19 protein-coding genes and 1 pseudogene are annotated in these 24,930 nt (G+C 68.5%); 12 read left to right on the top strand and 8 right to left on the bottom strand.

Translation table 11 applies throughout. The annotated features are described in order from the left end of the window. Nucleotides 1–308: pseudogene (locus ACFE87_RS14465) on the top strand (branched-chain amino acid ABC transporter permease); the annotation flags it as partial. Nucleotides 309–458: 150 nt separating this feature from the next. Here the strand turns inward: ACFE87_RS14465 and recJ are convergent. Then, a complete protein-coding gene (recJ, locus tag ACFE87_RS14460; protein ID WP_375460343.1) occupies nt 459–2,270 on the bottom strand; it encodes a single-stranded-DNA-specific exonuclease RecJ in 1,812 nt (603 codons plus the stop codon). A 131-nt stretch (nt 2,271–2,401) separates the two neighbouring features. Between recJ and ACFE87_RS14455 the strand changes: the two genes are divergently transcribed. Next, nucleotides 2,402–3,517 carry a hypothetical protein gene (locus ACFE87_RS14455; protein ID WP_375460342.1) on the top strand — a complete coding sequence of 372 codons (1,116 nt, stop codon included), beginning with the start codon at nt 2,402–2,404 and terminating at the stop codon, nt 3,515–3,517. Between the two features lie 233 nt (nt 3,518–3,750). Next, on the top strand, nt 3,751–4,764 hold the full coding sequence (locus ACFE87_RS14450) for an amidohydrolase family protein (protein WP_375460350.1): 1,014 nt from the start codon (nt 3,751–3,753) through the stop codon (nt 4,762–4,764). Nucleotides 4,765–4,877: 113 nt separating this feature from the next. On the opposite strand, the gene ACFE87_RS14445 is transcribed toward ACFE87_RS14450, so the two are convergent. Further along, nucleotides 4,878–5,681, bottom strand: coding sequence for a phytanoyl-CoA dioxygenase family protein (locus ACFE87_RS14445; protein WP_375460341.1), 804 nt, complete (start codon nt 5,679–5,681; stop codon nt 4,878–4,880). 38 nt (nt 5,682–5,719) lie between these two features. Beyond that, a complete protein-coding gene (locus tag ACFE87_RS14440) occupies nt 5,720–6,394 on the bottom strand; it encodes a GntR family transcriptional regulator (protein WP_375460340.1) in 675 nt (224 codons plus the stop codon). A gap of 274 nt (nt 6,395–6,668) precedes the next feature. On the opposite strand from ACFE87_RS14440, the gene ACFE87_RS14435 reads away from it, so the two are divergent. From ACFE87_RS14435 to ACFE87_RS14415, 5 genes are all read left to right on the top strand, one after another. Further along, the gene (locus ACFE87_RS14435; RefSeq protein WP_375460339.1) at nt 6,669–7,997 is read left to right on the top strand and encodes a homoserine dehydrogenase; all 1,329 of its coding nucleotides are present in this window, start codon (nt 6,669–6,671) and stop codon (nt 7,995–7,997) included. 26 nt (nt 7,998–8,023) lie between these two features. Continuing rightward, nucleotides 8,024–9,025, top strand: a complete 1,002-nt coding sequence (gene glpX, locus ACFE87_RS14430) for a class II fructose-bisphosphatase (RefSeq protein ID WP_375460338.1) — start codon at nt 8,024–8,026, stop codon at nt 9,023–9,025. A gap of 142 nt (nt 9,026–9,167) precedes the next feature. Next, on the top strand, nt 9,168–9,647 hold the full coding sequence (locus ACFE87_RS14425) for a carboxymuconolactone decarboxylase family protein (RefSeq protein WP_375460337.1): 480 nt from the start codon (nt 9,168–9,170) through the stop codon (nt 9,645–9,647). A gap of 103 nt (nt 9,648–9,750) precedes the next feature. Then, entirely contained in the window at nt 9,751–11,832 is a 2,082-nt protein-coding gene (locus ACFE87_RS14420) for a 3-hydroxyacyl-CoA dehydrogenase NAD-binding domain-containing protein (protein ID WP_375460336.1), read from the top strand. A gap of 46 nt (nt 11,833–11,878) precedes the next feature. After that, entirely contained in the window at nt 11,879–12,574 is a 696-nt protein-coding gene (locus tag ACFE87_RS14415; protein WP_375460335.1) for an ABC transporter permease, read from the top strand. A 5-nt stretch (nt 12,575–12,579) separates the two neighbouring features. Here the strand turns inward: ACFE87_RS14415 and ACFE87_RS14410 are convergent, their stop codons facing one another. Next, entirely contained in the window at nt 12,580–13,371 is a 792-nt protein-coding gene (locus tag ACFE87_RS14410; RefSeq protein WP_375460349.1) for a substrate-binding domain-containing protein, read from the bottom strand. Nucleotides 13,372–13,525: 154 nt separating this feature from the next. Next, nucleotides 13,526–13,885: a cell cycle two-component system response regulator CpdR gene (cpdR, locus tag ACFE87_RS14405; protein ID WP_375460334.1), complete on the bottom strand. Its 360-nt coding sequence runs from the start codon at nt 13,883–13,885 to the stop codon at nt 13,526–13,528. A gap of 171 nt (nt 13,886–14,056) precedes the next feature. On the opposite strand from cpdR, the gene ACFE87_RS14400 reads away from it, so the two are divergent. Together ACFE87_RS14400 and hisN are read left to right on the top strand one after the other, a co-directional pair. Continuing rightward, on the top strand, nt 14,057–14,950 hold the full coding sequence (locus ACFE87_RS14400; protein WP_375460333.1) for an N-formylglutamate amidohydrolase: 894 nt from the start codon (nt 14,057–14,059) through the stop codon (nt 14,948–14,950). A gap of 185 nt (nt 14,951–15,135) precedes the next feature. Further along, nucleotides 15,136–15,918: a histidinol-phosphatase gene (hisN, locus tag ACFE87_RS14395; RefSeq protein ID WP_375460332.1), complete on the top strand. Its 783-nt coding sequence runs from the start codon at nt 15,136–15,138 to the stop codon at nt 15,916–15,918. Here the strand turns inward: hisN and ACFE87_RS14390 are convergent. Next, nucleotides 15,885–16,877, bottom strand: a complete 993-nt coding sequence (locus tag ACFE87_RS14390; protein WP_375460331.1) for an alpha/beta fold hydrolase — start codon at nt 16,875–16,877, stop codon at nt 15,885–15,887. The two genes, hisN and ACFE87_RS14390, sit on opposite strands and share 34 nt — an antisense overlap. A gap of 166 nt (nt 16,878–17,043) precedes the next feature. Here ACFE87_RS14390 and ACFE87_RS14385 point away from each other — a divergent pair, with 166 nt between their 5' ends. Continuing rightward, a complete protein-coding gene (locus ACFE87_RS14385) occupies nt 17,044–17,508 on the top strand; it encodes an Hsp20 family protein (RefSeq protein WP_375460330.1) in 465 nt (154 codons plus the stop codon). An 80-nt stretch (nt 17,509–17,588) separates the two neighbouring features. Here the strand turns inward: ACFE87_RS14385 and ACFE87_RS14380 are convergent, their stop codons facing one another. Continuing rightward, nucleotides 17,589–18,605 (bottom strand): hypothetical protein, encoded by a 1,017-nt coding sequence (locus ACFE87_RS14380; protein WP_375460329.1) that lies wholly within the window; start codon nt 18,603–18,605, stop codon nt 17,589–17,591. Between the two features lie 94 nt (nt 18,606–18,699). Beyond that, a complete protein-coding gene (locus tag ACFE87_RS14375; RefSeq protein ID WP_375460328.1) occupies nt 18,700–19,776 on the bottom strand; it encodes a threonine aldolase family protein in 1,077 nt (358 codons plus the stop codon). Nucleotides 19,777–20,303: 527 nt separating this feature from the next. On the opposite strand from ACFE87_RS14375, the gene gltB reads away from it, so the two are divergent. Further along, nucleotides 20,304–24,923 carry a glutamate synthase large subunit gene (gltB, locus tag ACFE87_RS14370; protein ID WP_375460348.1) on the top strand — a complete coding sequence of 1,540 codons (4,620 nt, stop codon included), beginning with the start codon at nt 20,304–20,306 and terminating at the stop codon, nt 24,921–24,923. Nucleotides 24,924–24,930 lie beyond the last annotated feature (7 nt).

The following is a 24,930-nucleotide window of genomic DNA, read 5'->3' as shown; positions in this document are numbered from 1 at the left end:
GGTTCACGGCCGGCATCGTGGCGCTGGCGACCGGAATCATGTGGGGCGCGCGCTCCGAGGTGTCCTTCGCGCTCGAGATCATCGCCCTGAAGGCACTCCCCGTGCTGATCCTCGGCGGCCTGACCTCGGTGCCGGGCGCCATCGTCGGCGGGCTCATCATCGGCATCGGCGAGAAGCTCGGCGAATTCTACTGGGGGCCCCTCGTCGGCGGCGGCATCGAATCCTGGCTCGCCTATTTCATCGCGCTCGGCTTCCTGATGATCCGACCCGAGGGACTGTTCGGCGACAAGCTCATCGAGCGGATCTAGGCCGGAGCGAAGCGGCCCGGTCCACTGACCGCGTCATCCTGAGGAGGCGCGAGACGCGCCGTCTCGAAGGACGCACCAGCCGTTGAGCGTGCTTCGAGACGCGGGCTGCGCCCGCTCCTCAGCATGACGCGGCTGGTGGGTCGATCGTGGCTAAGGCGCTGCCACGTCGCAGATCCGGAGCTCCGCCCGCTCGCCGCCGCCCCAGCGGTCGATCGTGAGCGTTCCGGCGACGTGAGCCTCGCCGTCGCGGGCCTGCTGCAGCGCCGCCCCGAGCGGCTGGCCGACCGCCCGGAACGCAACGGCCTTGAGGCTCGCGCCGTCGCCCGATTTCAGCGTCACCCGCAGATGCCCGGCACCGATTTCCCGAAGATCGCAGACCCGGTGCCGGCCGAAGGCGAAACAGGGTTCGGGCTGGCCCGAGCCGAAAGGTCCGGCTTCGGCGAGCGCCTGCACGAGCTCGACGCTGGCACCCCCGGCGGAAAGAACGCCATCGACGTGGAGCACGTCGGGCGCACCGGCGAGCGCGCCGACGGCCGCGCCGAGCTCGCGTTCGAGGCAGGCCCGAAACCGTTCGAGCCCATCCGGCCCGACCGTCGCCCCGGCCGCCATGGCGTGGCCGCCGCCCTTCACGGCATGGCCGCAGGTGACCGCGGCCCGCACGGCCCGCCCGAGATCGACACCCGGGATCGATCGCCCGGACCCGGTGGCGCTGCCGTCGGGCTTGCCCGCAAAGGCGAAGACGGGGCGGCCGTAGCGCTCCTTCACCCGGGCGGCGACGAGGCCGACGATGCCCGGATGCCAGTCCGGCGAGGCGAGCACGAAGGCCGGCAGGTCCGGATTGTCGGCGAGAAGCATGCCGGCGACGGCCTCGGCCTCCATGACGGCCGCGCGCTCGATCTGCTGGCGCTCGGCGTTCAGCCGGTCGAGCGTCTCCGCCATCGTGGTCGCCGCGATCTGGTCGGACTCGACCAGGAGCCGCGCCCCGAGCGAGGCGTCCCCGATCCGGCCGCCGGCGTTGATGCGGGGCCCGAGCACGAAGCCGAGATGCCAGGCTTCGGGCGCGCCGGCGAGCCGCGACACGTCCATCAGGGCGGCGAGCCCCGGCCGCCCTCGCGTCCGCATGACGGCCACGCCTTGGCGGACGAAGGCGCGGTTCAGCCCGGTGAGCGGCACGACGTCGGCGACCGTCGCGAGCGCCACGAGATCGAGGCCGGCGAGGAGATCGGGCTGCGGGGGGTCGCCCGGCCTCTCGCCGCGGCGGAGTTCGCGCGCCAGCGCGACGAGCGTCAGGAAGACGATGCCAGCGGCACAGAGATGGCCGAGGCCGGACAGGTCGTCCTGCCGGTTCGGGTTGACGATCGCGACCGCCGGAGGAAGCTCGTCCGGTGCACCGTGATGGTCGAGGACGACGACGTGGAGCCCGAGCCGCGCCGCTTCAGCGAGAGGCTCATGCCCGGCCGTGCCGCAATCCACGGTGACCAGGAGCCTGGCGCCATCGGCTGCGAGCTGCCGGACCGCCGTGACGTTCGGGCCATAGCCCTCCGTGATGCGGTCCGGGATATGCACCGCGACCGCGCAGCCGCACGCCCGAAGATACTCGCTGAGAAGCGCCGCGCTGCAGGCGCCGTCGACGTCGTAATCGCCGAAGATCGCGACCGGCTCGCGACGCCGCACCGCCTCGGCGATCCGGGCGGCAGCGGCCGGCATGTCGGTCAGGACATTCGGATCCGGCATCAGGTCGCGGAGGCGCGGTTGCAGGAAGCCGGGCGCATTCTGAACCGAGACGCCCCTGCCGGCGACCACGCGGGCGAGGAGATCTGGCAGCCCGTGCGTTTGGGCGATGGCATTCGCCATCAGGGCGCCGGTTCGATCCAGGCGCTCCACCCACGACCTCCCGAGCGCCGAGTCGGTGACGCCGAAAAGAGGGCGCGGGACGTCCGGCAAGGAGGCTGATTCGGGCACGCCCAGAGGTTAACCGATCGGCCCGGCGCCACCCAACCGGTTTGGGACGATGGCGCCCGTGACGGCCTGGACGCGGCCGGAAAGCGGGTTCAGGATGGCCTCAAGAACGAGACGATCGGGAGGATAAGACGATGAGGCGCCTTGTGGCGGCTGCGGCCGTTTTGATGGGGTTTGCGGGGCCGGCAGCGGCCGCCGATGCGCTCAGCTTCCAGGTGGACCCGGCCTGGCCGAAGCCGCTGCCGAACAACTGGCTCATGGGCCAGGCGGCAGGCGTGGCGGTGGACGCGCAGGACAACATCTGGGTGGTGCAGCGCCCCAAATCGCTGACCGAGGACGAGCGCGCCGCCGCCGCCGATCCGCCGCGCACGAAATGCTGCAAGCCGGCCCCGCCGGTCCTCGTCTTCAACCAGGCCGGAGACCTCATCAAATCGTGGGGCGGCCCCGGCGAGGGCTATAATTGGCCGCAGAACGAGCATGGGATCTTCGTCGATCACAAGGGCTTCGTCTGGCTCGCCGGCAATGGCGACACCGATGGCCAGATCCTGAAATTCACGGCCGACGGCAAATTCGTGCTGCAGATCGGCAAGCAGGGCCCGCAGACGAACAGCCAGGACACGAGCCGCCTCGGGAGGCCGGCCCAGGTCACCGTCGATCCGGACACCAACGAGGTCTATGTCGCCGACGGCTATTACAACCATCGCGTCATCGTCTTCGACGGCGATAGCGGCGCGTTCAAGCGGATGTGGGGCGCCTACGGCAAGCCGCCGACCGACGAGAAGCTCGCCGCCTACGACCCGGCCGCGCCCTTGCCGCAGCAATTCCACAACCCCGTCCATTGCGTGCAGGTGGCCCGCGACGGGCTCGTCTACGTGTGCGACCGGACCAACAACCGCATCCAGGTGTTCCGCAAGGACGGCGCCTTCGTGAAGGAATTCATCGTCGAGAAGGCGACCCGGCAGAACGGCTCCGTCTGGGAGCTGGCGATCTGGCCGGACGAGAAGGAGACCTATCTGCTCAACGCGGACGGGGCCAACAACGAGGTCCGCACCCTGTCCCGCGAGAGTGGCGCGACGGTCGGCAGCTTCGGCCGCAGCGGCCGCATGGCGGGCGACTTCCACTGGGTCCACAACCTCGCCGTCGACTCGAGGGGCAACGTGTTCACGACCGAGGTGGATACGGCGAAGCGCGCGCAGAAATTCATGTTCCGAGGCGACATGGTTTTGCGCAAGCGCGCAGCGGCTCAGTAGGTCATCCTCCTCTTCTCAAACGCTGCGAAGCCGAGGATCGGCCCATGATCACGAGTTCTGACCCGACGCTCGACACTCCGGTCGGCGGCTGCCCCTGCTGCATGCCGCGGCGTGGCTTCCTGCGCAGCGCGATGATGGCGGGCGCGGCCTCGGCGGCGGCCGCCGGGCTCACTGGCGCAGCCTCGGCCCAGCCCTCGACGGGCGCAGCCACGAACCGGCCTCCCTATGCCGGCCTGGTCGTCGATTGCCACGGCCATTACACGACCGAGCCGAAGGCGATGCTGGATTGGCGCAAGCGCCAGATCGACTCGATCAACGATCCGGCCCAATCCCCCTCCCCTTCGGCGCTGAAGGTGAGCGACGACGAGGTCAGGGCCAGCGTCGCCGACAAGCAGCTCCGGCTTCAGCGCGAGCGCGGCATCTCGGTCGCGATCTTCTCGCCGCGAGCCGGCGGCATGGCGCACCATATCGGCAACGCCAAAACGAGCCTCGACTGGTCGATCGTCTCGAACGACATGATCCACCGCGTCGCGACGCTGATGCCGCAGAATTTCGTCGGGGTCTGCCAGTTGCCGCAGACGCCCGGCGTGTCGCCCAAGAACTGCCTCGGCGAACTCGAGCGCTGCGTGAAGGAGCTCGGCTTCGTCGGCTGCAACGTGAACCCGGATCCGTCAGGCGGGTTCTGGACAGACCCGCCGCTGCACGACCGGCACTGGTACCCGCTCTGGGAGAAGATGGTCGAACTCGACGTGCCCGGCATGATCCATGTGAGCTCGTCGGCCAACAAGAACTTTCAGGCGACGGGCGCGCATTACATCAACGGCGACACCACCGCCTTCATGCAATTCATCACCTCGGACCTGTTCCGGGATTTCCCGACACTCCGGCTGATCATCCCGCATGGCGGCGGGGCGGTGCCGTACCATTGGGGACGCTACCGCGGCCTCGCCCAGGACATGAAGCGTCCGCCGCTCGCGGAGCTGATGCGGAACGTCTATTTCGACACCTGCGTCTACCACCAGGCCGGCATCGATCTCATGCTGCGGGTGGTGCCGCTCGACAACATCCTGTTCGCCTCCGAGATGGTCGGGGCCGTGAACGGCATCGATCCCGAGACCGGCCACGCCTACGACGATACCAAGCGCTACATCGATGCGGCGCCGCTTTCGGATGCAGACAGGAAGAAGCTGTTCGAGGGTAACGCGAGGCGGGTGTTCCCGCGCCTTGCCGGCAAGCTGCCGGGGTAGGGTCTCGACCGCCCGGCCAACTCTTCCGCTCATGCCGGCGAAAGCCGGCACCCAGACCGAGCCCCCCTGGACCCCGGCTTTCGCCGGGGTAAGCGGCGTTCAAGCGGCCGCCCCTACTCGGCCGCCTGCCGGAACGACCCGCGGGCCAGCTGCAGCAGGGCGTCGTCCGCCACGGGCTGGATCGGCGTGAAATCCGTGTGCGCGATGAATTCCGGCCGGGTCGGCTTCCGGATGTGGTTCGAGACCGCATTGAGGGTCAGGTACACGATCTTGCGCGGATAGGGCGTGATGTTGCCGGCCGAGCCGTGGACGAGGTTGCCGTGGAAGAGCAGCACGCCGCCGGGCTTCCCGGTCGGCGCCGCGATGCCGCCTTTCTCGACGAGCTTCGACACCGTGTCGTTGTCGAGCGTCCAGAGCGGGTAGGACGTCGTCTCGAGATCGTGGCCGGCCTCGAGGTCGCCGGCATTCTGGCTCTGCGGCACGAGCAGCAGCGGGCCGTTGATCGGCATCACCTCGTCCAGGAAGACGGAGATGTTCATGGCCCGCGGCTCCGGCATGCCGTCGTCCCGCTTCCAGGTGCCGTAATCCTGGTGCCATTGCCAGACGTCGCCCGTGAAGGCCGATTTCGCGTTGATCTTGAACTGATGCATGTAGAGCTGCTCGCCGAAGAGCTGCTCGACGGGCTCGATCAGGCGCGGGTGCGAGCCGAGCAGGCGGAAGGCCTCGTTGTAGGTGTGGGCCGCGAAGGCGATGCGGGGCGCGCCGTTCTTCTCGCGCCAGACCTCCGGACGCTGCTCGGCATAGATCGCCTCGGCCTCCCGCTTCATCAGCGCGACCTCTTCAGGCGAGAACACCTCGGGCAGGAACAGCCAGCCCTCACGATTGAAATCGTCGATCTGCTGCTGGGTCAAAGCCATGACGTATCCTCCTTGGTTGTCGAACGTCTTCTGGTGAACTAGGCGGCCGCGAGGCTCTCGAACTTCGCCTCGGCGCGGCGTGAGGCCGCTCTGACATGGTCGCGGGCCGCGCACTCGGCGGATTCGCCGTCGCCGGCCAGGACACGCTCTGCGATGACGGCATGCTCGGCCCAGAGCCCGGCGCGCCGGTCGGTCGTGTCCAGCATCGCGGCCATCGCCCGGCTGAGATGCGGCCAGTAGGGGCCGACCATCTCCTCGAAGGCCGGATTGCCGGAGAGCCGGTAGAGCGCGCGGTGGAATTCGACGTCGAGCCTGATCATGCCCGGGACCGGGGTCGCGGCCGGATCGGCGGCCCGGCCCGCTTCCAGCGCCCGGACGAGCGCCGCACGGCCGGCAGCGTCGGCGCCGATCCGTGACGCCGCGAGGCGGGCAGCAAGGCCGTCCAGTGCTCCGCGCGATTCGTAGAGATGCCCGATCCGGGCCGGGTCGATAGGGGCAACCCGGAAACCCTTCCGGCCATGCTCCTCGACGAGCCCCTGCTGCTTGAGGAGATGCAGCGCGTGGCTGACCGGCTGCCGGGACACGCCGAGCTGATCGGCGAGTTCGAGCTGCCGGATCCGCGTGCCCGGAGCGAAGGTGCAATCCGCGATCGCGTCGCGCAGCGCGCCGTAGACGCGGTCCATCAGGGTCGGATTGCTGTCGAGAAGAAGCATCAGCCGTTCCGCATTCGGAATTCCGAATTCTTAGATCCAGGTCGACACTGCGTCAAGGTGGCAGCATCGTCTCGCCAAGCACCAGCCTACCGAGCAGCATCGTGCTCACCGGGAGCAGGAAGGTCACCAACGCCAGATTCCTGCCGTCCGATGTCGAGCTCACGGGCACGGCCGCGGCGACATCGGACGGTGCCGGCCTCTCGACCTCGACACCGGAACGGGAGCCTCCTAAGAGACCGGCGCTTCCCCTCGTCGCGACGCCAGAGGACCTTCCATGCAGCCGCAACCGTTCAGGGTCGGGATCGCCGGCCTCGGTACGGTCGGGGCGGCCGTGCTCGACATCCTGGCGCGCCGCGACAACCAGCTCGCAGACCGGGCGGGCCGGGCCATCCGGGTCACCGGCATCTCGGCGCGGGACCGCTCGCGCGACCGCGGACACGACCTCGGTCGGTACCGCTGGTACGACGATGCGCTCGCGCTTGCGGCGTCGGGCGAAGTCGATTGCGTGGTCGAGCTGATCGGCGGCGAAGGCGGGACCGCCAAGGCCGTGGTCGAAACGGCGCTGGCCCAGGGCAAGCATGTCGTCACGGCCAACAAGGCACTGCTCGCCCGGCACGGCGTCGATCTTGCCCGTCGGGCCGAAGCGGCCGCGCTCGGGCTCGCCTTCGAGGCCTCGGCAGCCGGCGGCATCCCGGTCGTGAAGACCCTGCGGGAGGGCCTCTCCGGCAACACCGTTTCGCGCCTCTACGGGATCCTGAACGGCACCTGCAACTACATCCTGTCCCGCATGGAGAGCGAGGGCTGCTCCTTCGCCGACTGCCTCGGGGCAGCCCAGCGGCTGGGCTATGCCGAGGCCGATCCGACCTTCGACATCGAAGGCTACGACACGGCCCACAAGCTCGCGGTGCTGACTGCGCTTGCCTTTGGGGTCGAGATCGATTCCGACGCGATCTATGTCGAGGGCATCTCCAAGATCACGCCGCTCGACCTCACGATGGCGGCCGAGCTCGGCTTCCGGATCAAGCTTCTGGGCGTCGCCGAGCGGGTCGGGCCGGACGGCGGCATCGAGCAGCGCGTCCACCCGACCATGGTGCCCCGGTCCTCCGCCATCGCGCAGGTTATGGGCGTCACGAACGCGGTCACGATCGATGCCGACGCGGTGGGAGAGCTGACCCTGATCGGCCCCGGGGCGGGCGGACGCGCGACGGCGTCGGCCGTCGTCGCCGACATCGCCGACCTTGCGGCCGGGATCGTCTCGCCCCCCTTCGGCCGACCGGTCGCCCGGCTCGAGCGGGCCGACCGCGCGCCGATGCAGCGCCACGAGGGCGGCTATTACATCCGGCTCACCGTGCACGACCGCCCGGGCGTCGCGGCCGGCGTCGCGACCCGGATGGCAGGGGCCAACATCTCGCTCGAATCGATCATCCAGAAGCGCCCCGCCGGGGCGGATCGCGACAAGCACGGCCGCTCCGGCGAGCCCGTGCCGCTGGTCCTCATCACCTACGCGGCAACCGAGGCCGCCATCCGGGAGGCGCTCGACGCCATCGCGGGTGACGGCCTCGTCTCGGAGCCGCCGCAGGTGATCCGGATCGAGCGGGATTGACGAAGACCGGGGGGAACGAAGGCACCATGTCCGAGAACATCACAGTCCAGCCGAGCCAGGTCATCGAGCGCATCCTGACGCTCGAACTGGTTCGGGTCACCGAGCGGGCCGCGGTCGCGGCCTCGCGGCTCCGGGGTCGTGGGCAGGAGAAGGCGGCCGACCAGGCCGCCGTCGACGCCATGCGGCGCGAGCTCAACACCCTGCCGATCGACGGCACGGTCGTGATCGGCGAGGGCGAGCGCGACGAGGCCCCGATGCTGTTCATCGGCGAGCGCGTCGGCACGGGGGTCGGCCCGAAGGTCGACATCGCGGTCGACCCGCTCGAAGGCACGACGCTCTGCGCCAAGGACATGCCTGGCTCGATCGCCGTGATGGCGATGGCGGAAGGCGGCACGCTCTTGGCCGCACCCGATGTCTACATGAACAAGATCGCGGTCGGCCCGGGCTATCCGCCGGGCATCGTCGATCTCGACCGCTCGGCCGAGGAGAATATCCGGGCGCTGGCCGCCGCCAAGGGCGTCGAGCCGCGGGACATCACGGTCCTGGTCCTCGAGCGTCCCCGCCACCAGGACCTGATCGCCGAGATCCGGGCGCTCGGCTGCGGCATCCGGCTGATCTCGGACGGCGACATCATGGGGATCATCTTCACGACGATGCCGGGCGAGACCGGCATCGACCTCTATCTCGGCATCGGGGCGGCCCCGGAAGGCGTGATCGCGGCCGGCGCCTTGCGCTGCATCGGCGGCCAGATGCAGGGGCGCCTGATCCTCGACACGCCGGAGAAGCGCGAGCGGGCCGCCAAGATGGGCGTCCAGGACCCCGACCGGAAATACCAGCTCGAGGACCTCGCCCGCGGCGACGTGGTCGTGGCCGCGACCGGGGTCACGGACGGCGCCCTCCTCCAGGGGGTCCGCTTCGGCCCGAACGTCATCGAGACCGACACGATCGTGTACCGGGCCTCGACCGGCACCGTCCGGCGCATCCGGGCCGAACACCGCGAACGCGCGAAGTTCCACCTGGAACGCTGAGCGTCGAACGCTTCAGGAGGCGAGCGCGGCACCGCTCGCCGCCATGGCGGTGCTGCGGCGGCGACGATCGCAGCGCTTTACGACTGAAGCCGGTGACGGCGCTCCCGCTCGTTGGCAGACCACACCCCCAGAGGACATCATCGTGTCGGATCTTCAGCCTCGTATCGGGCGGGAGACGTTCAGGCGTCTCGCCCCTGACGTCGTCGCGGCGCTCGCCGCTCTCGGGGAGACCGCCACGAAGGCCGGCCTCGACCCGGCTCTGCTCGAACTCGTCAAGCTGCGGGCCTCGCAAATCAACGGCTGCGCCTTCTGCCTGCAATATCATCTCACGGCAGCCCGAACGCTCCGGGTTCCGCGCGAAAAACTCGATCTGCTGGTGGCTTGGCAGGAAGTCGATCTCTTCTCGGAACGCGAGCGGGCCGCGCTCACCTGGACCGAGGCTCTGACCGAGGTGACGCTCGGGATTTCCGACGACGATTACGAGGACGTTCGCGAGCATTTCTCGGAAGTGCAGCTGGCCCATCTCACCGGCGCCATCGCGCTGATCAACAGCTGGAACCGGATCTCGATCGCCTTCCGCTTCGCTCCCGAGCCGCCGGGGCCTCGGGCCGTGCCGAGCTGACCACGCCTCAGCCCGTCTCGCATGCCGCAGGCGCCCTTCCCGTAGCCCGGCTCAGTCGCTAGAGCGCTCTCCAGCGAATAGCAGCGGAAGTGGGAGGATGCGGATGACCGACGCCAAGCCAGTGACGGCGCTCTCCGTCGAGGACGGCATCGCGGTGCTCACGGTGGACTCGCCGCCGGTGAATGCGCTCTCGGCGGCCGTGCGGGATGGGATCGCGGCCGGCACCCGGCAGGCCTCGGCTGATCCGACTGCGAAGGCGATCGTGCTGATCTGCGCCGGCCGCACCTTCATCGCCGGGGCCGACATCTCCGAATTCGGCAAGCCGCCGAAAGGCGTGCCGCTCCTCGAGATGATCGCCATCATCGAATCGGCGCCGAAGCCGGTCGTGGCCGCGATCCACGGCACGGCGCTCGGCGGCGGGCTCGAGACGGCCCTCGGCTGCCATTACCGGGTCGCCGTGCCGAGCGCCAAGGTCGGGCTCCCCGAGGTGAAGCTCGGCATCGTGCCGGGTGCGGGCGGCACGCAAAGGCTGCCGCGGGTCGTCGGACCGGAACGCGCGCTCGCCATGATCACGTCCGGCGAGCATGTCCCGGCCGGGAAGGCCCATGAGGCCGGTCTGATCGACGAGATCGTCCCGGAGGGAGCGCTGCGGGAGGGCGCCATCGCCTTCGCCCGCAAGGTCGTGGCCGAGAACCGGCCGCTCCGGAAGGTGCGCGACCTCTCCGACAAGGTCGAGGCGGCGCGCGGAAAACCCGAGATCTTCGCCGATTTCCGGAAAGCGAATGCCCGCAAGTTCCGCGGCTTCGAGGCGCCCGAGGGCTGCATCCAGGCCGTCGAGGCGGCCGTGACCCTGCCCTTCGACGACGGCTTGGCGAAGGAGCGGGAAATCTTCCTCGGGCTCGTCAGCGGCACGCAGTCGAAGGCGCAGCGCTACGTCTTCTTCGCCGAACGCGAGGTGCGCAAGATCCCCGACCTGCCGGATTCGACGCCGACCCTGCCGGTCGAGTCGGTCGGCATCATCGGGGCCGGCACGATGGGCGGCGGCATCGCCATGAACTTCCTCAATGCCGGCATCCCGGTGACGATCGTCGAGGCGCAGAAGGACAATCTGGACCGCGGCCTCGGTATCATCCGCAAGAATTACGAAGCCACCGCTGCCAAGGGCCGCCTGAAGCCCGGCGACGTCGAGACGCGCATGTCGCTCCTCACTGGATCCCTGGATCTTGGGAGCCTTGGATCACAGGATCTGGTGATCGAGGCCATCTACGAAAACATGAATGCGAAGAAGGAAACCTTCGCCAAGCTCGACACGATCGCGAAGCCGGGCGCGATCCTGGCCTCGAACACATCCTATCTCGATGTCGACGAGATCGCTTCCGTGACCAGCCGGCCGGAGAGCGTCATCGGCATGCATTTCTTCTCGCCCGCGAACGTGATGCGACTGCTGGAGGTGGTGCGGGCCGAGAAGGCCTCGAAGGAGGTCGTCGCGACCGCGATGAAGCTCGCGCCGAAGATCGGCAAGCTCGGCGTGCTGGTCGGGGTCTGCCACGGCTTCGTCGGCAACCGCATGCTGGCGGAGCGCCAGCGCGAGGCGACCCGGCTCGTCGAGGAGGGCGCCATGCCCTGGGACGTCGACCGCGTCCTCTACGATTTCGGCCTGCCGATGGGGCCTTTCGCGATGAGCGACCTCGCCGGTCTCGATATCGGCTGGTCGCGCGAGACCTCGAAGGGCGAGACGATCAAGGACAAGCTCTGCGAGATGGATCGCCGCGGCCAGAAGACCGGCGCCGGCTTCTACGATTACGACGCGTCCCGCAAAGCGAGCCCCTCGCCGGTCGTCGAGGAGATGGTGCTGGCGCATTCGAAGGCGAAGGGCATCACCCGCCGGGCCATCGGGGACGAGGAGATCCTGCAGCGCCTCGTCTTCCCGATGATCAACGAGGGGGCCAAGATCCTGGAGGAGGGCAAGGCGCTCCGGGCCTCCGACATCGATATGGTCTGGATTGCAGGCTACGGCTGGCCGGTCTATCGCGGAGGCCCGATGTTCTACGCCGACACGGTCGGGCTGAAGACGGTGCTGGCCCGGATGGAGGAATGGGAGCGGAGCCTCGGCTCCGAGTTCAAGCCCTCGGAGCTGCTGCGCCGTAAGGCCGAGGCCGGTGACACGTTCACGGGAGCCGCGTGACGGTGATCCCGTCGTGGGTCTTCCAAAGCCGGCAACGCCTGTCTAGGTGAGTGACTTCGGCCAGGCGTTCCGGCTCGCGCTCGACCTCGTCGTGCGGCTCGACCCGGATTTCGTGGCCATCGTCGGTCTGTCGCTGCAGGTGAGCCTGACGGCAAGCGCGATCGCCTTCCTGGTCGGAACTCCCATCGGCGCGGCGCTGGCCGTCTATCCCTTGCCGGGCCGGGCTGCTGTCGTGGTGGTCGCGAACGCGCTTCTCGGCCTGCCGCCGGTCGTGGTCGGCCTCCTCGTCTACCTTCTCGTCTCGCGAGCGGGACCGCTCGGCGAGTTCGGAATCCTGTTCACCCCGACCGCCATGGTGATGGCCCAGGCGGTGCTGGCCCTCCCCATCGTGATCGCCCTCACGCACCGGGCCTGCGAGGCCCTGTGGGCCGATTACGGCGACGCGCTCGTGGTGGACGGCGCCTCGCGTCCGCGCGCCGTCCTGACGCTGCTGGCCATGGGCCGGACCGCGCTCGTGACGGTGTTCCTGGCCGCCTTCGGGCGCTCCATCGGAGAGGTCGGCGCCATCATCCTGGTCGGCGGCAACATCCGGGGCGTGACCCGCACCATGACGACCGCCATCGCGCTCGAGACGAGCCGGGGCGATCTCGCCCTAGCCCTCGCTCTCGGGCTGGTGCTGGTTGCCCTCACCCTCGCGGTGAGCGTGACCGCTTTCGCCCTGGCTCGTTTGAGCCAGCGCTGACGCGGCTAGTTCGTGACCCGGCCAGGCATCGGATAGAAAAGCTGCTCGCCCGCGATCCGGTAGCCGGCGATGGCGGACGATCCCGCCGGCGAGGTGAGCCATTCGTGCCAGGCGCGAGCGTCAGCTTCCTTGATCCGGCCCTTGGCCGGGTTCACCAGGATCGAGCCGTATGGGTTGAAGAGGGCGGGGTCGCCCTCGACCAGGAGGTCGAGATTCTGCCGGTTCCGGAAAGCGGCCCAAGTCGCCCGGTCGGCGATCGTGTAAGCGTCGAGTCCGGCGGCGGTGTTGAGCGTCGGGCCCATGCCCGATCCGAGTTCGCGGTACCAGCCGGCGGCGCCCGCGAGCTCGATCCCGGCAGCCGTCCAGAAGCGGCGCTCGGTGCGATGCGTGCCGCTGTCGTCACCCCGCGAGGCGAACGGCGCCCGGACGGTGGCTATTCTCGCGAAAGCCGCTTTCGCATCGCGCAACCCTCGGATGCCGGCCGGATCAGCCTTCGGGCCGACGATGACGAAGTCGTTATACATGACGTCCCGCCGGTCGAGCCCGTGCCCCTCGGCCACGAACTTGTCCTCGCCCGGCCGATCATGGACCAGGAGCGCGTCGGCATCGCCGCGCTGCCCGATGGCGATGGCCTGCCCGGTCCCGATCGCGACCACCCGGACCTCGATCCCGGTCGCCTGCCGGAAGATCGGCAGGAGGTGCCCGAAGAGGCCGGATTGCTCGGTCGAGGTGGTCGAGGCCAGCGTGATGAAGCGCTCCTGGGCTCGCGCAGGAAGCAGCGCGACCGCGACGCACATCGCGGCAGTCACCCAGGTTCCGAGCGTCGTGATCCGACCCATCGTGCTTCACCCTTGCACAGCGACCTGCGTGCCAGGATGCCTAGAGGCTCGATCTCGAAATCCCAACCGCGCGAGCGGCTGCCTACGAAAAACCCGTCTGTGGGGGTTAGCGTCAGGCCGCCTGAAGCAGCTTCTCGACCTCGTTGACGAGATCCCTGAGATGGAAGGGCTTCGACAGCACCTTGGCGTCACGCGGTGCGCGCAGGTCCGGGTTGAGCGCCACGGCCGCGAAGCCGGTGATGAACATCACCTTGATGTCCGGATCGAGTTCCGTCGCGCGACGGGCCAGTTCGATCCCGTCCATCTCGGGCATGACGATGTCGGTCAGAAGAAGCTCGAAGGGTTCCTCTCGGAGACGATTGTAGGCGGAGGCGCCGTTGTCGAAGGACGACACGTCGTAGCCGGCGCTTTGCAGCGCCTTGGCCAGGAAGCGACGCATGTCGTTGTCGTCTTCAGCCAGGAGGATCTTCATCGCCGCGCTTGTCCGGGGAAACCGCGAGTTGCGGTTCTCTCATAAAGGCCGGGCAGGGTAAACAAGTGGTGAAGAGCCGCGTCGCGGGCGGGACCGTGCCGGTGGACATGGCCGCCACCGCCCGCCACATTGCGCCATGATCGACCTCTCGCCCTCCCGACGGCGCGACCCTTGACCCTTCCGGATTCCGAGAGCGCCTTCGACCCGCCCTTCGTCGTGGTGGAGCCGGCGCCGCAAACCGCGGCTTTCGTGTTCAACGCCCCGCATGCCGGGGACGTGTACCCGCCCGCCTTCCTGCGCTCATCCCTACTGCAGCCGGCGATGCTGCGTCGCTCGGAGGACGCCTTCGTTGATCGCCTGTTCGCAGGCGTCGTCGCGTCCGGCGCGCCGCTGATGAGCGCCCGCTTTCCCCGCGCCTATCTCGACCTCAATCGCGAGGCCTACGAGCTCGATCCGCGCATGTTCGAGGGTCGCCTTCCGGCCTTCGCCAACACGCGGTCGATGCGGGTCGCGGGCGGGCTCGGCACGATCCCGCGCGTGGTGGCCGACGGGCACGAGATCTATCGCGGCCGGATTTCCGTCGAAGCGGGGCTGCGGCGGATCGATCATCTCTACAAGCCCTATCACCGGGCCTTGCGGGGGCTTCTCGACCGGACGCTGGACCTGTTCGGCCATGTGGTCCTGATCGATTGCCATTCGATGCCGTCCTCGAGCCTCGGCCGCGATCAGGCCGAGAAGGCCGACATCGTGCTGGGCGACCGCTACGGCACGAGCTGCGCGGGCCTTCTCGTGGACCTCGTCGAAGCCGCCCTCCGCAATCGCGGCTACACCGTGATTCGCAACAAGCCCTATGCAGGCGGCTTCATCACGGAGCATTACGGGGCGCCGCTCGCCGCGCGGCATGCGCTGCAGATCGAGGTCAACCGGGCGCTCTACATGAACGAGCGCAGCCTGGCGCCGAATGCCGGCTTCACGCGGCTCGCCGGCGATCTCCTGTCGACCTTTACCGAGGTCATGGGGCAGGTGGATGCCGACCTCGTCCCCCGTCGCATCGCGGCCGAATGAGGGTCCCAAACGAAAAGGAGCCGCCCCGAAGGGCGGCCCAAGTCTAGGGAGGAAACGCCCAACGTGGGCAACAGCGCCGCAAGCGACGCTGCGATGCACAATGTAGATTGCGCCGCACAAAAAGCAAGGGCCTCGCCGTCGCATCCGCCGTAGGCGGGGGCCGCCCCTCCGGAGATCAGGCAAATATGGGTCCGGTCGACCTCTCAGCTTTCGTCCATGAACTCGCGACCGTGTCGGGCCGGGCGATCCTGCCCTTCTTCCGAACCGCGCTCACGGCCGAGAACAAGGCGCGCGGCGGCCTCTTCGACCCGGTGACGGAGGCCGACCGTGCGGCGGAGGTCGCGATGCGTCGGCTCATCCTTCAGTCCTTCCCGGAGCACGGCATCGTCGGCGAGGAATTCGGGACGGAGCGGGGCGATGCCGATCTCGTCTGGGTTCTCGACCCGATCGACGGAACGCGCGCCTTCATGTCCGGCCTCCCGCTCTGGGGCACGCTGATTGGGCTCCTCAGTTCCGGGCGGGCGGCCTACGGGATGATGCATCAGCCCTTCATCGGAGAGCGCTTTTTCGGGGATGGTCACCGGGCCGGCTACGAAGGACCGCATGGCAGTCGCGTGCTCCGGACACGGCGGTGCGACAACCTCGGCCAGGCGACCCTGTCCACGACGAGCCCAAACATCTTCGAGCCGGCGGAGGGGGCAGCCTACGGCCGGGTCGAAGCCGAGGTCCGGCTCACGCGCTATGGCTGCGATTGCTACGCCTATTGCATGCTGGCGGCGGGTCACATCGACCTCGTCGTCGAAGCCGGACTCAAGCCCTACGACATCGTCGCACTCGTCCCGATCATCGAAGGCGCCGGGGGCGTGGTTACGACCTGGGACGGGGGACGGCCGGAGTCAGGCGGCGCGATCGTCGCCTCGGGCGATCCACGCCTTCACGCGACCGTGCTCGACATCCTGCGCGGGTGATCGTCAGCGGTCGCGGTCGCGGTCCCGTCCACCATGAAGGCGTCGAAGGCCCGCCAGAAGGCCGCCCGGAGGGAGTCGGTCTCCATCAGGCTCTCGTGTCGCGAGCCCAGGACGGTGACCAGCGTTCCGTTCGGGAGTTCGCGCGCGAACCGCTCGATGGCCGGCGTGGAGCAGATCGGGTCGTCGCCGCCCGCGACGACGAGGACCGGCATCTGGATCGATGCCGCGACACCCGGCGCCGAGATCCGGTCCATGGCTTCGTTCGCGGCCAGGTACCATCCGACGGTCGGAGCGCCGATCGCGCACCAACCGAGCGCGGTCGCGACGAGCGCGTTCCGCTCGTAGCGGCCGCGATCGGTGCAGAGACGGTTGCCTTCGAAGGGCAGGGTCGAGATCGAGCGGGCCGGCCCGCCGGGCACGAACAGGGTCCCGAACCCGATACCGGCCAGGATGCGGGCCAGCGCACGCGCGAGACGCGGCCGCCGAACGAGGCTGAGCCGGATCATCGGGCTCGTCGCGACCAGGCGGTCGACCGCGAGCCAACCCTCCTGCGCCCCGATCAGCGCGATGCAGCCTCCCATGGAGTGAGCAAGCCCGTAGACAGGCCCGGCCGCCGCGCCGGGCGCGCAACTCTGTCGGACTGCCTCGAAATCCAGGCGGAAATCCTCGAAATGCCGAACATGACCGCGATGGCGGTCCGGCAGCGCGCGATCGGAGCCGCCCTGGCCACGCCAGTCGAAGGCGACGACGGCGAAGCCGCGCGCCCGCAACTCGCCCACCACCTCGAAATACTTCTCGATGAACTCGGCGCGACCCTGGAGGATGATGACCGTACCGCGATCCGGGCCTGCCGGCGCGGCCCAGGACGCGACCCGGAGCGAGACGCCGTCGCGGGTCCGGACAACCGTGACCTCCGCACCGGACGGGATGGGGTTCGAGGCCGTCTCAAGAAGCTGCATGGGACCCGTCGGCAAGGTGGGACGCGAAGGCAAAAACTAATCCGGGGATCTTGAAGGGAAGGTGAAGCAAACTAGATCAGCCCCGCGCCGGCCCATTGCGGCGGCGCAGCTTTCCGGCCTCTTCGGCGGAAGGCGTTCCTGCATGTTGCTTCAAGGAGAATATGCCATGCGCCAGTACGATCTTGCTCCCCTCTATCGCAACACCGTCGGCTTCGACCGTCTGTTCTCGATGCTGGACCAGCTGGGCGGCGTCGAAGCTGCTCCGAGCTACCCGCCCTACAACATCGAACGAACGGGCGAGACGTCCTACCGCATCTCGATCGCGGTCGCGGGATTCACCCAGGATGACCTGAATATCGAGGTGAAGGAAAACGCGCTGACGGTCCGAGGCGACCGGAAGACCGAGGCCAGCGACAACAAGGCCGACGTCCTCTACCAGGGCATCGCCGCCCGCAGCTTCGAGCGCCGCTTCCAGCTTGCCGATTACGTGCAGGTGACGGGGGCCTCCCTCGAGAACGGGCTCCTGCATCTCGACCTGGTTCGCGAGATCCCGGAGGCCAAGAAGGTTCGCCGGATCGAGATTGGCGGCGGTCGCGCGTCGCCGCGGATCGAGTCCAAGCTCGCGGCCTGATCAAGCGCCGCGAACCGGCCGACGGTGAACCCGTCGGCCGCCTCTCGCGCCCCGGCTTGGCCGGGGCGTCTCGCGTACGGTTACTGAGCCTCTGGCGACGGCACCGACGGGGGCTCGGGCAGGTTGTCGAGCTGAGCGACGCCGGAGGACGGGCTCGCGCCCATCGGGGTTACGCCCTCGATGACGCGGACGGGCCGGTTCGGCCTCGGCTTCGCGTCGGCCGTGCTCTGACCCGTCGGCGCATCGGCTTTCGGCGCGGAGTCGACCGGCGCGGCGGGTGATGCCGCAGGCTTCCGAGCCTCGTCCGCGGCGGGGTTCTGCGGCCGGCGTGCCTGCTGTTCGGTCGGCTTGCGCTTCGTCGCCCGATCGGCGCCCTCCGGGTTCGTCCCATAGGGCTTCGTCGGCGTGGGCTCGGTGCGGGCCGCCTCGCGGCCGTTGCAGCTGCCCTCGAACGGCCTGTCCGCGCGGTCGGCCGGACCGGACGGCGCGAGACGCGGATCCGCCGGCGCTGGCAGCGCGCGGCCGGGACGGGCGGAACTATCGGGGGTCCGGGCCGCCTCGCGCCGGCCGCCCCGATAGGCCGGGTCCTCGTCGGGCCCGAACCGGGGCCGTGGCGCGGGGCCACGCTCGCCCGCATAAGGCAAGGCCTCGGATGGCGCGCCACCGAAGCGGCGCCGGAAGGATCGGTCCTCGTCGCGGTCGTCATCGTCGCGGTCACGATAGGCCGGGCCGCCGAGGGCCGTCCGGTTCAGGATCGCGCCCCGCACGGCGTCGACGACCAGACGCTGGCGCGCACCGCCCGGACCCGTCGCGTCGACGGTGTAGAGCGTGCCCGAGAAGTGGGGCCGGCCGATATCGTCGAACCCGAGATCCTCCAGCCGGTCGACGACCGCGCGCGGCGAGATGACCCGGGGTCCCGCATAAGGCCGCCCCTCGTAATAGGGTTCGGGCGGCGGCGGGGCATTGTAATAGCCGTAGGCCGGCGGATAACCGGCCGGCGGGTAGCCGCCATAGAACTGAGCCTGGGCGGCCGTTGCCGCGGACAAGGCCGCAAGACACAGGGCCGGTCGGGCCAGGAATGCGTGAAGGCATAGCATCGTCATGAGCCTGTGGCGTGGACCCGGTGTTGATGAAGACCGAATGGGGCGTCGCTGCGGCGGAGTGATTACGTTTTGTTCATGACTCGTGACATCACGGTCCGGAGGCGACCGTGAGAAGGTCGTCGACCGCCTCCCGTTTCGTGGCGAATGAGGCGACGAGACGGATCAGTTTCTCCCCCGGAGCAACTCCCTCGTCCGCGGACAGGGCGCGCGGCGACCAGGGATGGTAGGCCGCACCGCCCGCCTTCAGCCGGCGGTCGAGGTCGTCCGGGATGATGAGGAAGACCTCGTTCGCCTGGACTTCCCAGGCGAGACGCACGCCGGGCACGGCCGCGAGCCCGTCCGCGAGGCAGCGCGCCATCGCGTTCGCGTGCCGGGCATTCTGCAGCCAATGATCCTGCCCGAGATAGCCGGCGAATTGGGCGGCCAGGAAGCGTCCCTTGGAGAAGGTCTGGCCCGACCGCTTCCGGCGGTAGGTCAGCGTGTCGGCTAGGGAGGGATCGAAGACGACGATCGCCTCGGCCGCGAGGCAGCCATTCTTGGTCGCGCCGAAGGACAGGATGTCGACCCCGGCGCGCCACGTCATGGCGGCGGGAGACACGTCTTGGGCAACGAGGGCATTCGCGAAGCGGGCGCCGTCCATGTGGAGCCGCAACGCCCTCTCGCGGCAGACCTCCGCGATGGCCGCGATCTCGTCCGGCCGATAGACGAGCCCCGATTCCGTCGCCTGCGAGATCGAGACCGCCTGGGCCGGCATCTGCTTCTCGTGGGCCGAGAAGCCGTCGAGCGTCGCCCGCAGGGTCGCCGGATCGATCTTGCAGCCGACGCCCTTCAGGCCATGCAGCTTCGCGCCGTGGGTGAAGAATTCCGGCGCGCCGCATTCCTCGTCGATAACATGCGCCTCCTCGTGGCAGAGGCAGAGGCCCCAGGGCGAGACGAGGGTTGCGAGCGCGAGCGCATTGGCGGCCGTTCCGGTCCCGACCAGGAACACGGCCACCTCCCGTTCGAAGAGGTCGCAGAAGCTGCGCTCGACCTCGACCGTGAGGTCGTCGGCGCCATAGGCCGGCATGGCGCCGACGCTCGCCCGGACGAGCGCCTCGAGCACCGGGGCGCTTGCCCCCATCACGTTGTCGCTGGCGAAGTTCAGGTGCACCGGATCTGGACCCACGAAAATATCGTCCCGGCGGTTCTGCGGTAACGAGCGGACTGAGGCAATCGGCGGCGGCGCCCAGTTACGATCCTCTCGGGACCGGGCGGATAGCAGCCTTGAATGCCTCCAGGCTCCGCTTGTGCGGCCCTGCGAAATCTGGCACGTTTCGAAAGTAGGACAGTGCTGCTGTCCCACCTCCGCCGACCGTGACCGGCGAGCCGGGATGGAAGAGGGGACGACAGTGAATCTGGTGTCCAAGTCGAAACGAGACGTGACCGGTGCCCCGGACGGGGCATCGCGGGTGCGCGCGGCCTGATCTAGGCCACGACCAGCCCGCGAGATGCGGGCGCGACATTCGGATCGCGGCCGCTGGATGAGGCGACGTCGATCCGGCAGATAGCGTGCTTCCGGATCGTTCCGAGCCGTGATGTTGAACCCGCCGGGGCGGGCGCATGCGGGAGGATGTCATGGGCGGAAGCAGGGCCAGGGTCGACAGCGGATCGCAGGATCGTGCCCTCGCGCGCGTCACCGCCCGCGATCCCCTGATGCCCGGCGCCCAGGGCCTCTACGATCCGCGACACGAGCACGATGCCTGCGGTGTCGGCTTCGTGGCCGACATGAAGAACCGCAAGAGCCACGGGATCATCGAGCAGGGCCTCCAGATCCTGGCCAATCTCGACCATCGCGGCGCGGTCGGCGGCGACCCGACCATGGGCGACGGCTGCGGCATCCTCATTCAGATCCCGCACCGCTTCTTCAGCGAGGATTGCGCCGCGCTTGGCATCGCCCTGCCGGAGCCCGGGCAATACGGCGTCGGCCATCTCTTCATGCCCCGCGATCCGGAGAGCTGCCGGATCGTGGCCGAGATCGTCGAACAGGCGATCACGTCCGAGGGCCTCTCGCTCATTGGCTGGCGCGAGGTGCCGGTCCTGTCCGAGGACCTGAGCCCGTCGGTCCGGGCGACCGAGCCGCAGCAGCGCCAGGTCTTCGTTGGCTCGCCGAAGCCGATCGACGACGAAGAAGCCTTCGAGCGCCAGCTCTTCCTGCTCCGAAAGGTGATCTCGAACGCGGTCTACACCCGCCAGGACCCGCAGCTCTCCGAATTCTACCCGGTCTGCCTGTCGTCCCGGACGATCGTCTACAAGGGCATGGTGCTCGTGCATCAGCTCGGCCGCTATTACCGCGACCTTGCCGACCCGCGCGTCGAGAGCGCGCTCGCGCTCGTGCATCAGCGTTTCGCGACCAACACCTTCCCGTCCTGGCGCCTCGCCCACCCATACCGGTTCGTCGCCCATAACGGCGAGATCAACACGCTGCGGGGCAACGTGAACTGGATGGCGGCCCGCCAAGCCTCCGTCGATTCGGATCTGTTCGGCAACGACATCTCGAAGCTCTGGCCGATCTCCTACGAGGGCCAGTCCGACACGGCGTGTTTCGACAACGCGCTCGAATTCCTGGTCCGCGGCGGATACTCGCTGACCCACGCCATGATGATGCTCGTGCCCGAGGCCTGGGCCGGCAACCCGCTCATGGACGAGGACCGGCGCGCCTTCTACGAATACCACGCCGCCCTGATGGAGCCCTGGGACGGCCCGGCCGCGATCGTCTTCACGGACGGACGCCAGATCGGCGCGACGCTCGACCGGAACGGCCTGCGCCCCGCCCGCTTCCTCGTCACCGACGACGGCCTCGTCGTCCTCGCCTCCGAGATGGGCGTCTTGCCGATCCCGGAGGAATCGATCGTCGAGAAGTGGCGGCTGCAGCCCGGCCGCATGCTGCTGATCGACCTCGAACAGTGCCGCATCGTCGAGGACGAGGAGATCAAGCGCGATCTCGCGAATGCCAATCCCTACAAGGACTGGCTGAAGCGCACGCAGATCGTGCTCGAGGATCTTCGCAAGGTCGAGCCGCGGCAGCCGCGGAGCGACGTGGCTTTGCTCGATCGGCAGCAGGCCTTCGGGTACACGCAGGAAGACCTGAAGCTCCTGATGCAGCCCATGGCCGTCACCGGCCAGGAGGCCGTCGGCTCGATGGGCACGGACACGCCGATCTCGGCGATGTCGGACCGCTCGAAGCTGCTCTACACCTACTTCAAGCAGAATTTCGCCCAGGTGACGAACCCGCCGATCGACCCGATCCGCGAAGAGCTCGTCATGAGCCTCGTCTCCTTCATCGGGCCGCGGCCGAACATCCTCGACCTCGAAGGCGCAAGCCGCAAGAAGCGGCTCGAGGTGCGCCAGCCGATCCTGACGAACGAGGACCTGGAGAAGATCCGCTCGATCGGCCATTTCGAGGACCGTTTCGACACGAAGACCCTCGACATCACCTACCCGTCCGAACTCGGGGCGGCGGGGCTGGAGGGCGCGCTTGGACGCCTGTGCGACCGAGCCGACGCGGCCGTCCATGGCGGCTACAACATCATCGTCCTGTCGGACCGCGCGGTCGGACCCGACCGGATCCCGATCCCGGCTTTGCTCGCGACGGCGGCGGTGCACCATCACCTGATCCGGAAGGGCCTGCGGACCTCGGTCGGTCTCGTGCTGGAAACGGGCGAGGCCCGCGAGGTGCACCATTTCGCCTGCCTCGCCGGCTACGGCGCCGAGGCGATCAATCCCTATCTCGCCTTCGAGACGCTGCTCGACATGAAGGACGAGATGCCGCCGGAGGTCTCCGAGAGCGAGATCGTCTATCGCTATATCAAGTCGATCGACAAGGGATTGCTGAAGGTGATGTCCAAGATGGGCATCTCGACCTATCAATCCTATTGCGGCGCGCAGATCTTCGACGCGGTCGGCCTTCGGTCCGACTTCGTCGAGAAGTACTTCTTCGGCACCGCGACCTATATCGAAGGGATCGGGCTCGACGAGGTCGCCGAGGAGACGATGCGTCGCCACCGCGACGCGTTCGGCAACGCGCCCATTTATCTCAATGCGCTTGATGTCGGCGGCGAATACGCCTTTCGGCTGCGCGGCGAGGAGCATGTCTGGACGCCGGAATCGGTTTCGGCCTTGCAGCATGCCGTGCGGCTCAACGCGCAGGATCGCTACGCCGAGTTCGCGCGTCTGCTGAACAAACAGCAGAACCGGCTGAAGACGCTCCGGGGCCTGCTCCGCATCCGCGGTGCCGAGGAACTCGGCCGCGCCCCCGTGCCCCTCGACGAGGTCGAGCCTGCCTCCGTCATCGTGAAGCGCTTCTCGACCGGCGCCATGTCCTTCGGCTCGATCTCGAAGGAGGCGCACGAGACGCTCGCGCTCGCCATGAACCAAATCGGCGGAAAGTCGAATACCGGCGAGGGCGGCGAGACGGCCGAGCGCTACCGGCCGATGGCGGACGGACGCTCCAAGCGGTCGGCCATCAAGCAGGTCGCCTCGGGCCGCTTCGGCGTGACGACGGAATACCTCGTCAATTCCGACATGATGCAGATCAAGATCGCCCAGGGCGCGAAGCCCGGCGAGGGTGGCCAATTGCCCGGCCACAAGGTCGACGCCAAGATCGCTAAGGTCCGGCATTCCACCCCCGGGGTGGGTCTCATCTCGCCGCCGCCGCACCACGATATCTATTCGATCGAGGACATCGCCCAGCTCATCTTCGACCTGAAGAACGTCAATCCGGATGCTTCAGTCTCCGTGAAGCTCGTCTCCGAGGTCGGCGTCGGCACGGTCGCGGCCGGCGTCGCCAAGGCACGGGCGGACCACATCACGATCTCGGGCTTCGAGGGCGGCACGGGTGCGGCGCCCCTAACCTCCATCAAGCATACGGGCAGCCCCTGGGAGATGGGCCTTGCCGAGACCCAGCAGACGCTGGTCCTGAACAAGCTTCGCGGCCGGATCGCGCTGCAGGCGGATGGCGGCATCCGGACCGGTCGCGACGTCATCATCGCCTTCCTGCTCGGCGCCGACGAGATCGGCTTCGCGACCGCGCCGCTGATCGCGGCCGGCTGCATCATGATGCGAAAATGCCACCTGAACACCTGTCCGGTCGGCGTCGCGACCCAGGACCCCGTGCTGCGCAAGCGCTTCGCGGGCCAGCCCGAGCACGTCATCAACTACTTCTTCTTCGTGGCCGAGGAGCTGCGCGAGCTCATGGCATCCGTTGGGGCCCGGACGGTCGACGAGCTCGTCGGCCGCACGGAGCTGCTCGACCAGGGTGCCGCGATCGAACACTGGAAGGCGCGGGGCCTCGACTTCTCAAAGGTGTTCTACAAGCCCGAGGTCGGCCCCGACGTCGCGACGCGCCACGTCGAGTCGCAGCATCATCCGATCAACGACGTTCTCGACCGCTCCCTGATCGAGGGTGCCCGGGCAGCAATCGAGACCGGCACGCCCGTGACGCTGCAGGCAACGGTGAAGAACGAAAACCGGACGGTCGGCGCCATGCTGTCCGGGATGGTGGCAAAGGCCCGCGGCAATGCGGGGCTGCCCGACGATACGATCACGGTCCGGCTCACCGGCACGGCCGGCCAGAGTTTCGGTGCCTGGCTCGCAGCCGGGGTGACTCTCAACCTGACGGGCGACGCGAACGACTATGTCGGCAAGGGCCTGTCGGGCGGGAAGCTGATCATCCGGCCCTCGCCGAATTCGAGGGCGGTCGCCGAGAACTCGATCATCGTCGGCAACACTGTCCTGTACGGGGCGATCGCCGGCGAATGCTACTTCCGGGGTGTCGCGGGCGAGCGTTTCGCGGTGCGGAATTCCGGGGCGATCGCGGTGGTGGAAGGCGCCGGCGATCACGGCTGCGAATACATGACCGGCGGCGTCGTCGTCGTGATCGGCCCGACCGGCCGCAACTTCGCGGCTGGCATGTCGGGCGGCATCGCCTATGTGCTCGATGAGGACGGCAACTTCGCCAGGCGCTGCAACCTCTCCATGGTCGATCTCGAGCCGGTCGAGGAGGAGGAGGACCTGATGCAGCGGATCCACCATTCCGGCGGCGATCTCGAATTCAAGGGCCGGATCGACGTGCTGGCCGACATGACCGGCGGCGACGAGGAGCGGCTCCTCGCCCTCCTCCAGAAGCACCTCGCCTATACCGACTCGGCCCGCGCCAAGGCGATCCTCGACAATTGGGCGGAGTACCGGCCGAAATTCGTGAAGGTCATGCCCGTCGAGTATCGCCGCGCCATCCGGGAAATGGGACGTGACCGCCTGCCCCAGGCAGCGGAGTGAGCATGTA

Source organism: uncultured Enterovirga sp., assembly GCF_964242715.1.
Taxonomy (GTDB): Bacteria; Pseudomonadota; Alphaproteobacteria; order Rhizobiales; family Beijerinckiaceae; genus Enterovirga.
The sequence above is the reverse complement of the archived record's forward strand: the minus strand, read 5'-3'. Positions and strand labels throughout refer to the sequence as shown.

Bases quoted from the DNA above. Each gene is read 5' to 3' on its own strand.
- ACFE87_RS14455 (WP_375460342.1), top strand. From the start codon at position 2,402: ATGAGGCGCCTTGTGGCGGCTGCGGCCGTTTTGATGGGGTTTGCGGGG.
- ACFE87_RS14445 (WP_375460341.1), bottom strand. From the start codon at position 5,681: ATGGCTTTGACCCAGCAGCAGATCGACGATTTCAATCGTGAGGGCTGG.
- ACFE87_RS14440 (WP_375460340.1), bottom strand. From the start codon at position 6,394: ATGCTTCTTCTCGACAGCAATCCGACCCTGATGGACCGCGTCTACGGC.
- ACFE87_RS14435 (WP_375460339.1), top strand. From the start codon at position 6,669: ATGCAGCCGCAACCGTTCAGGGTCGGGATCGCCGGCCTCGGTACGGTC.
- glpX (WP_375460338.1), top strand. From the start codon at position 8,024: ATGTCCGAGAACATCACAGTCCAGCCGAGCCAGGTCATCGAGCGCATC.
- ACFE87_RS14420 (WP_375460336.1), top strand. From the start codon at position 9,751: ATGACCGACGCCAAGCCAGTGACGGCGCTCTCCGTCGAGGACGGCATC.
- ACFE87_RS14410 (WP_375460349.1), bottom strand. From the start codon at position 13,371: ATGTGCGTCGCGGTCGCGCTGCTTCCTGCGCGAGCCCAGGAGCGCTTC.
- cpdR (WP_375460334.1), bottom strand. From the start codon at position 13,885: ATGAAGATCCTCCTGGCTGAAGACGACAACGACATGCGTCGCTTCCTG.
- hisN (WP_375460332.1), top strand. From the start codon at position 15,136: ATGGGTCCGGTCGACCTCTCAGCTTTCGTCCATGAACTCGCGACCGTG.
- ACFE87_RS14390 (WP_375460331.1), bottom strand. From the start codon at position 16,877: ATGCAGCTTCTTGAGACGGCCTCGAACCCCATCCCGTCCGGTGCGGAG.
- ACFE87_RS14385 (WP_375460330.1), top strand. From the start codon at position 17,044: ATGCGCCAGTACGATCTTGCTCCCCTCTATCGCAACACCGTCGGCTTC.
- ACFE87_RS14380 (WP_375460329.1), bottom strand. From the start codon at position 18,605: ATGCTATGCCTTCACGCATTCCTGGCCCGACCGGCCCTGTGTCTTGCG.
- gltB (WP_375460348.1), top strand. From the start codon at position 20,304: ATGCCCGGCGCCCAGGGCCTCTACGATCCGCGACACGAGCACGATGCC.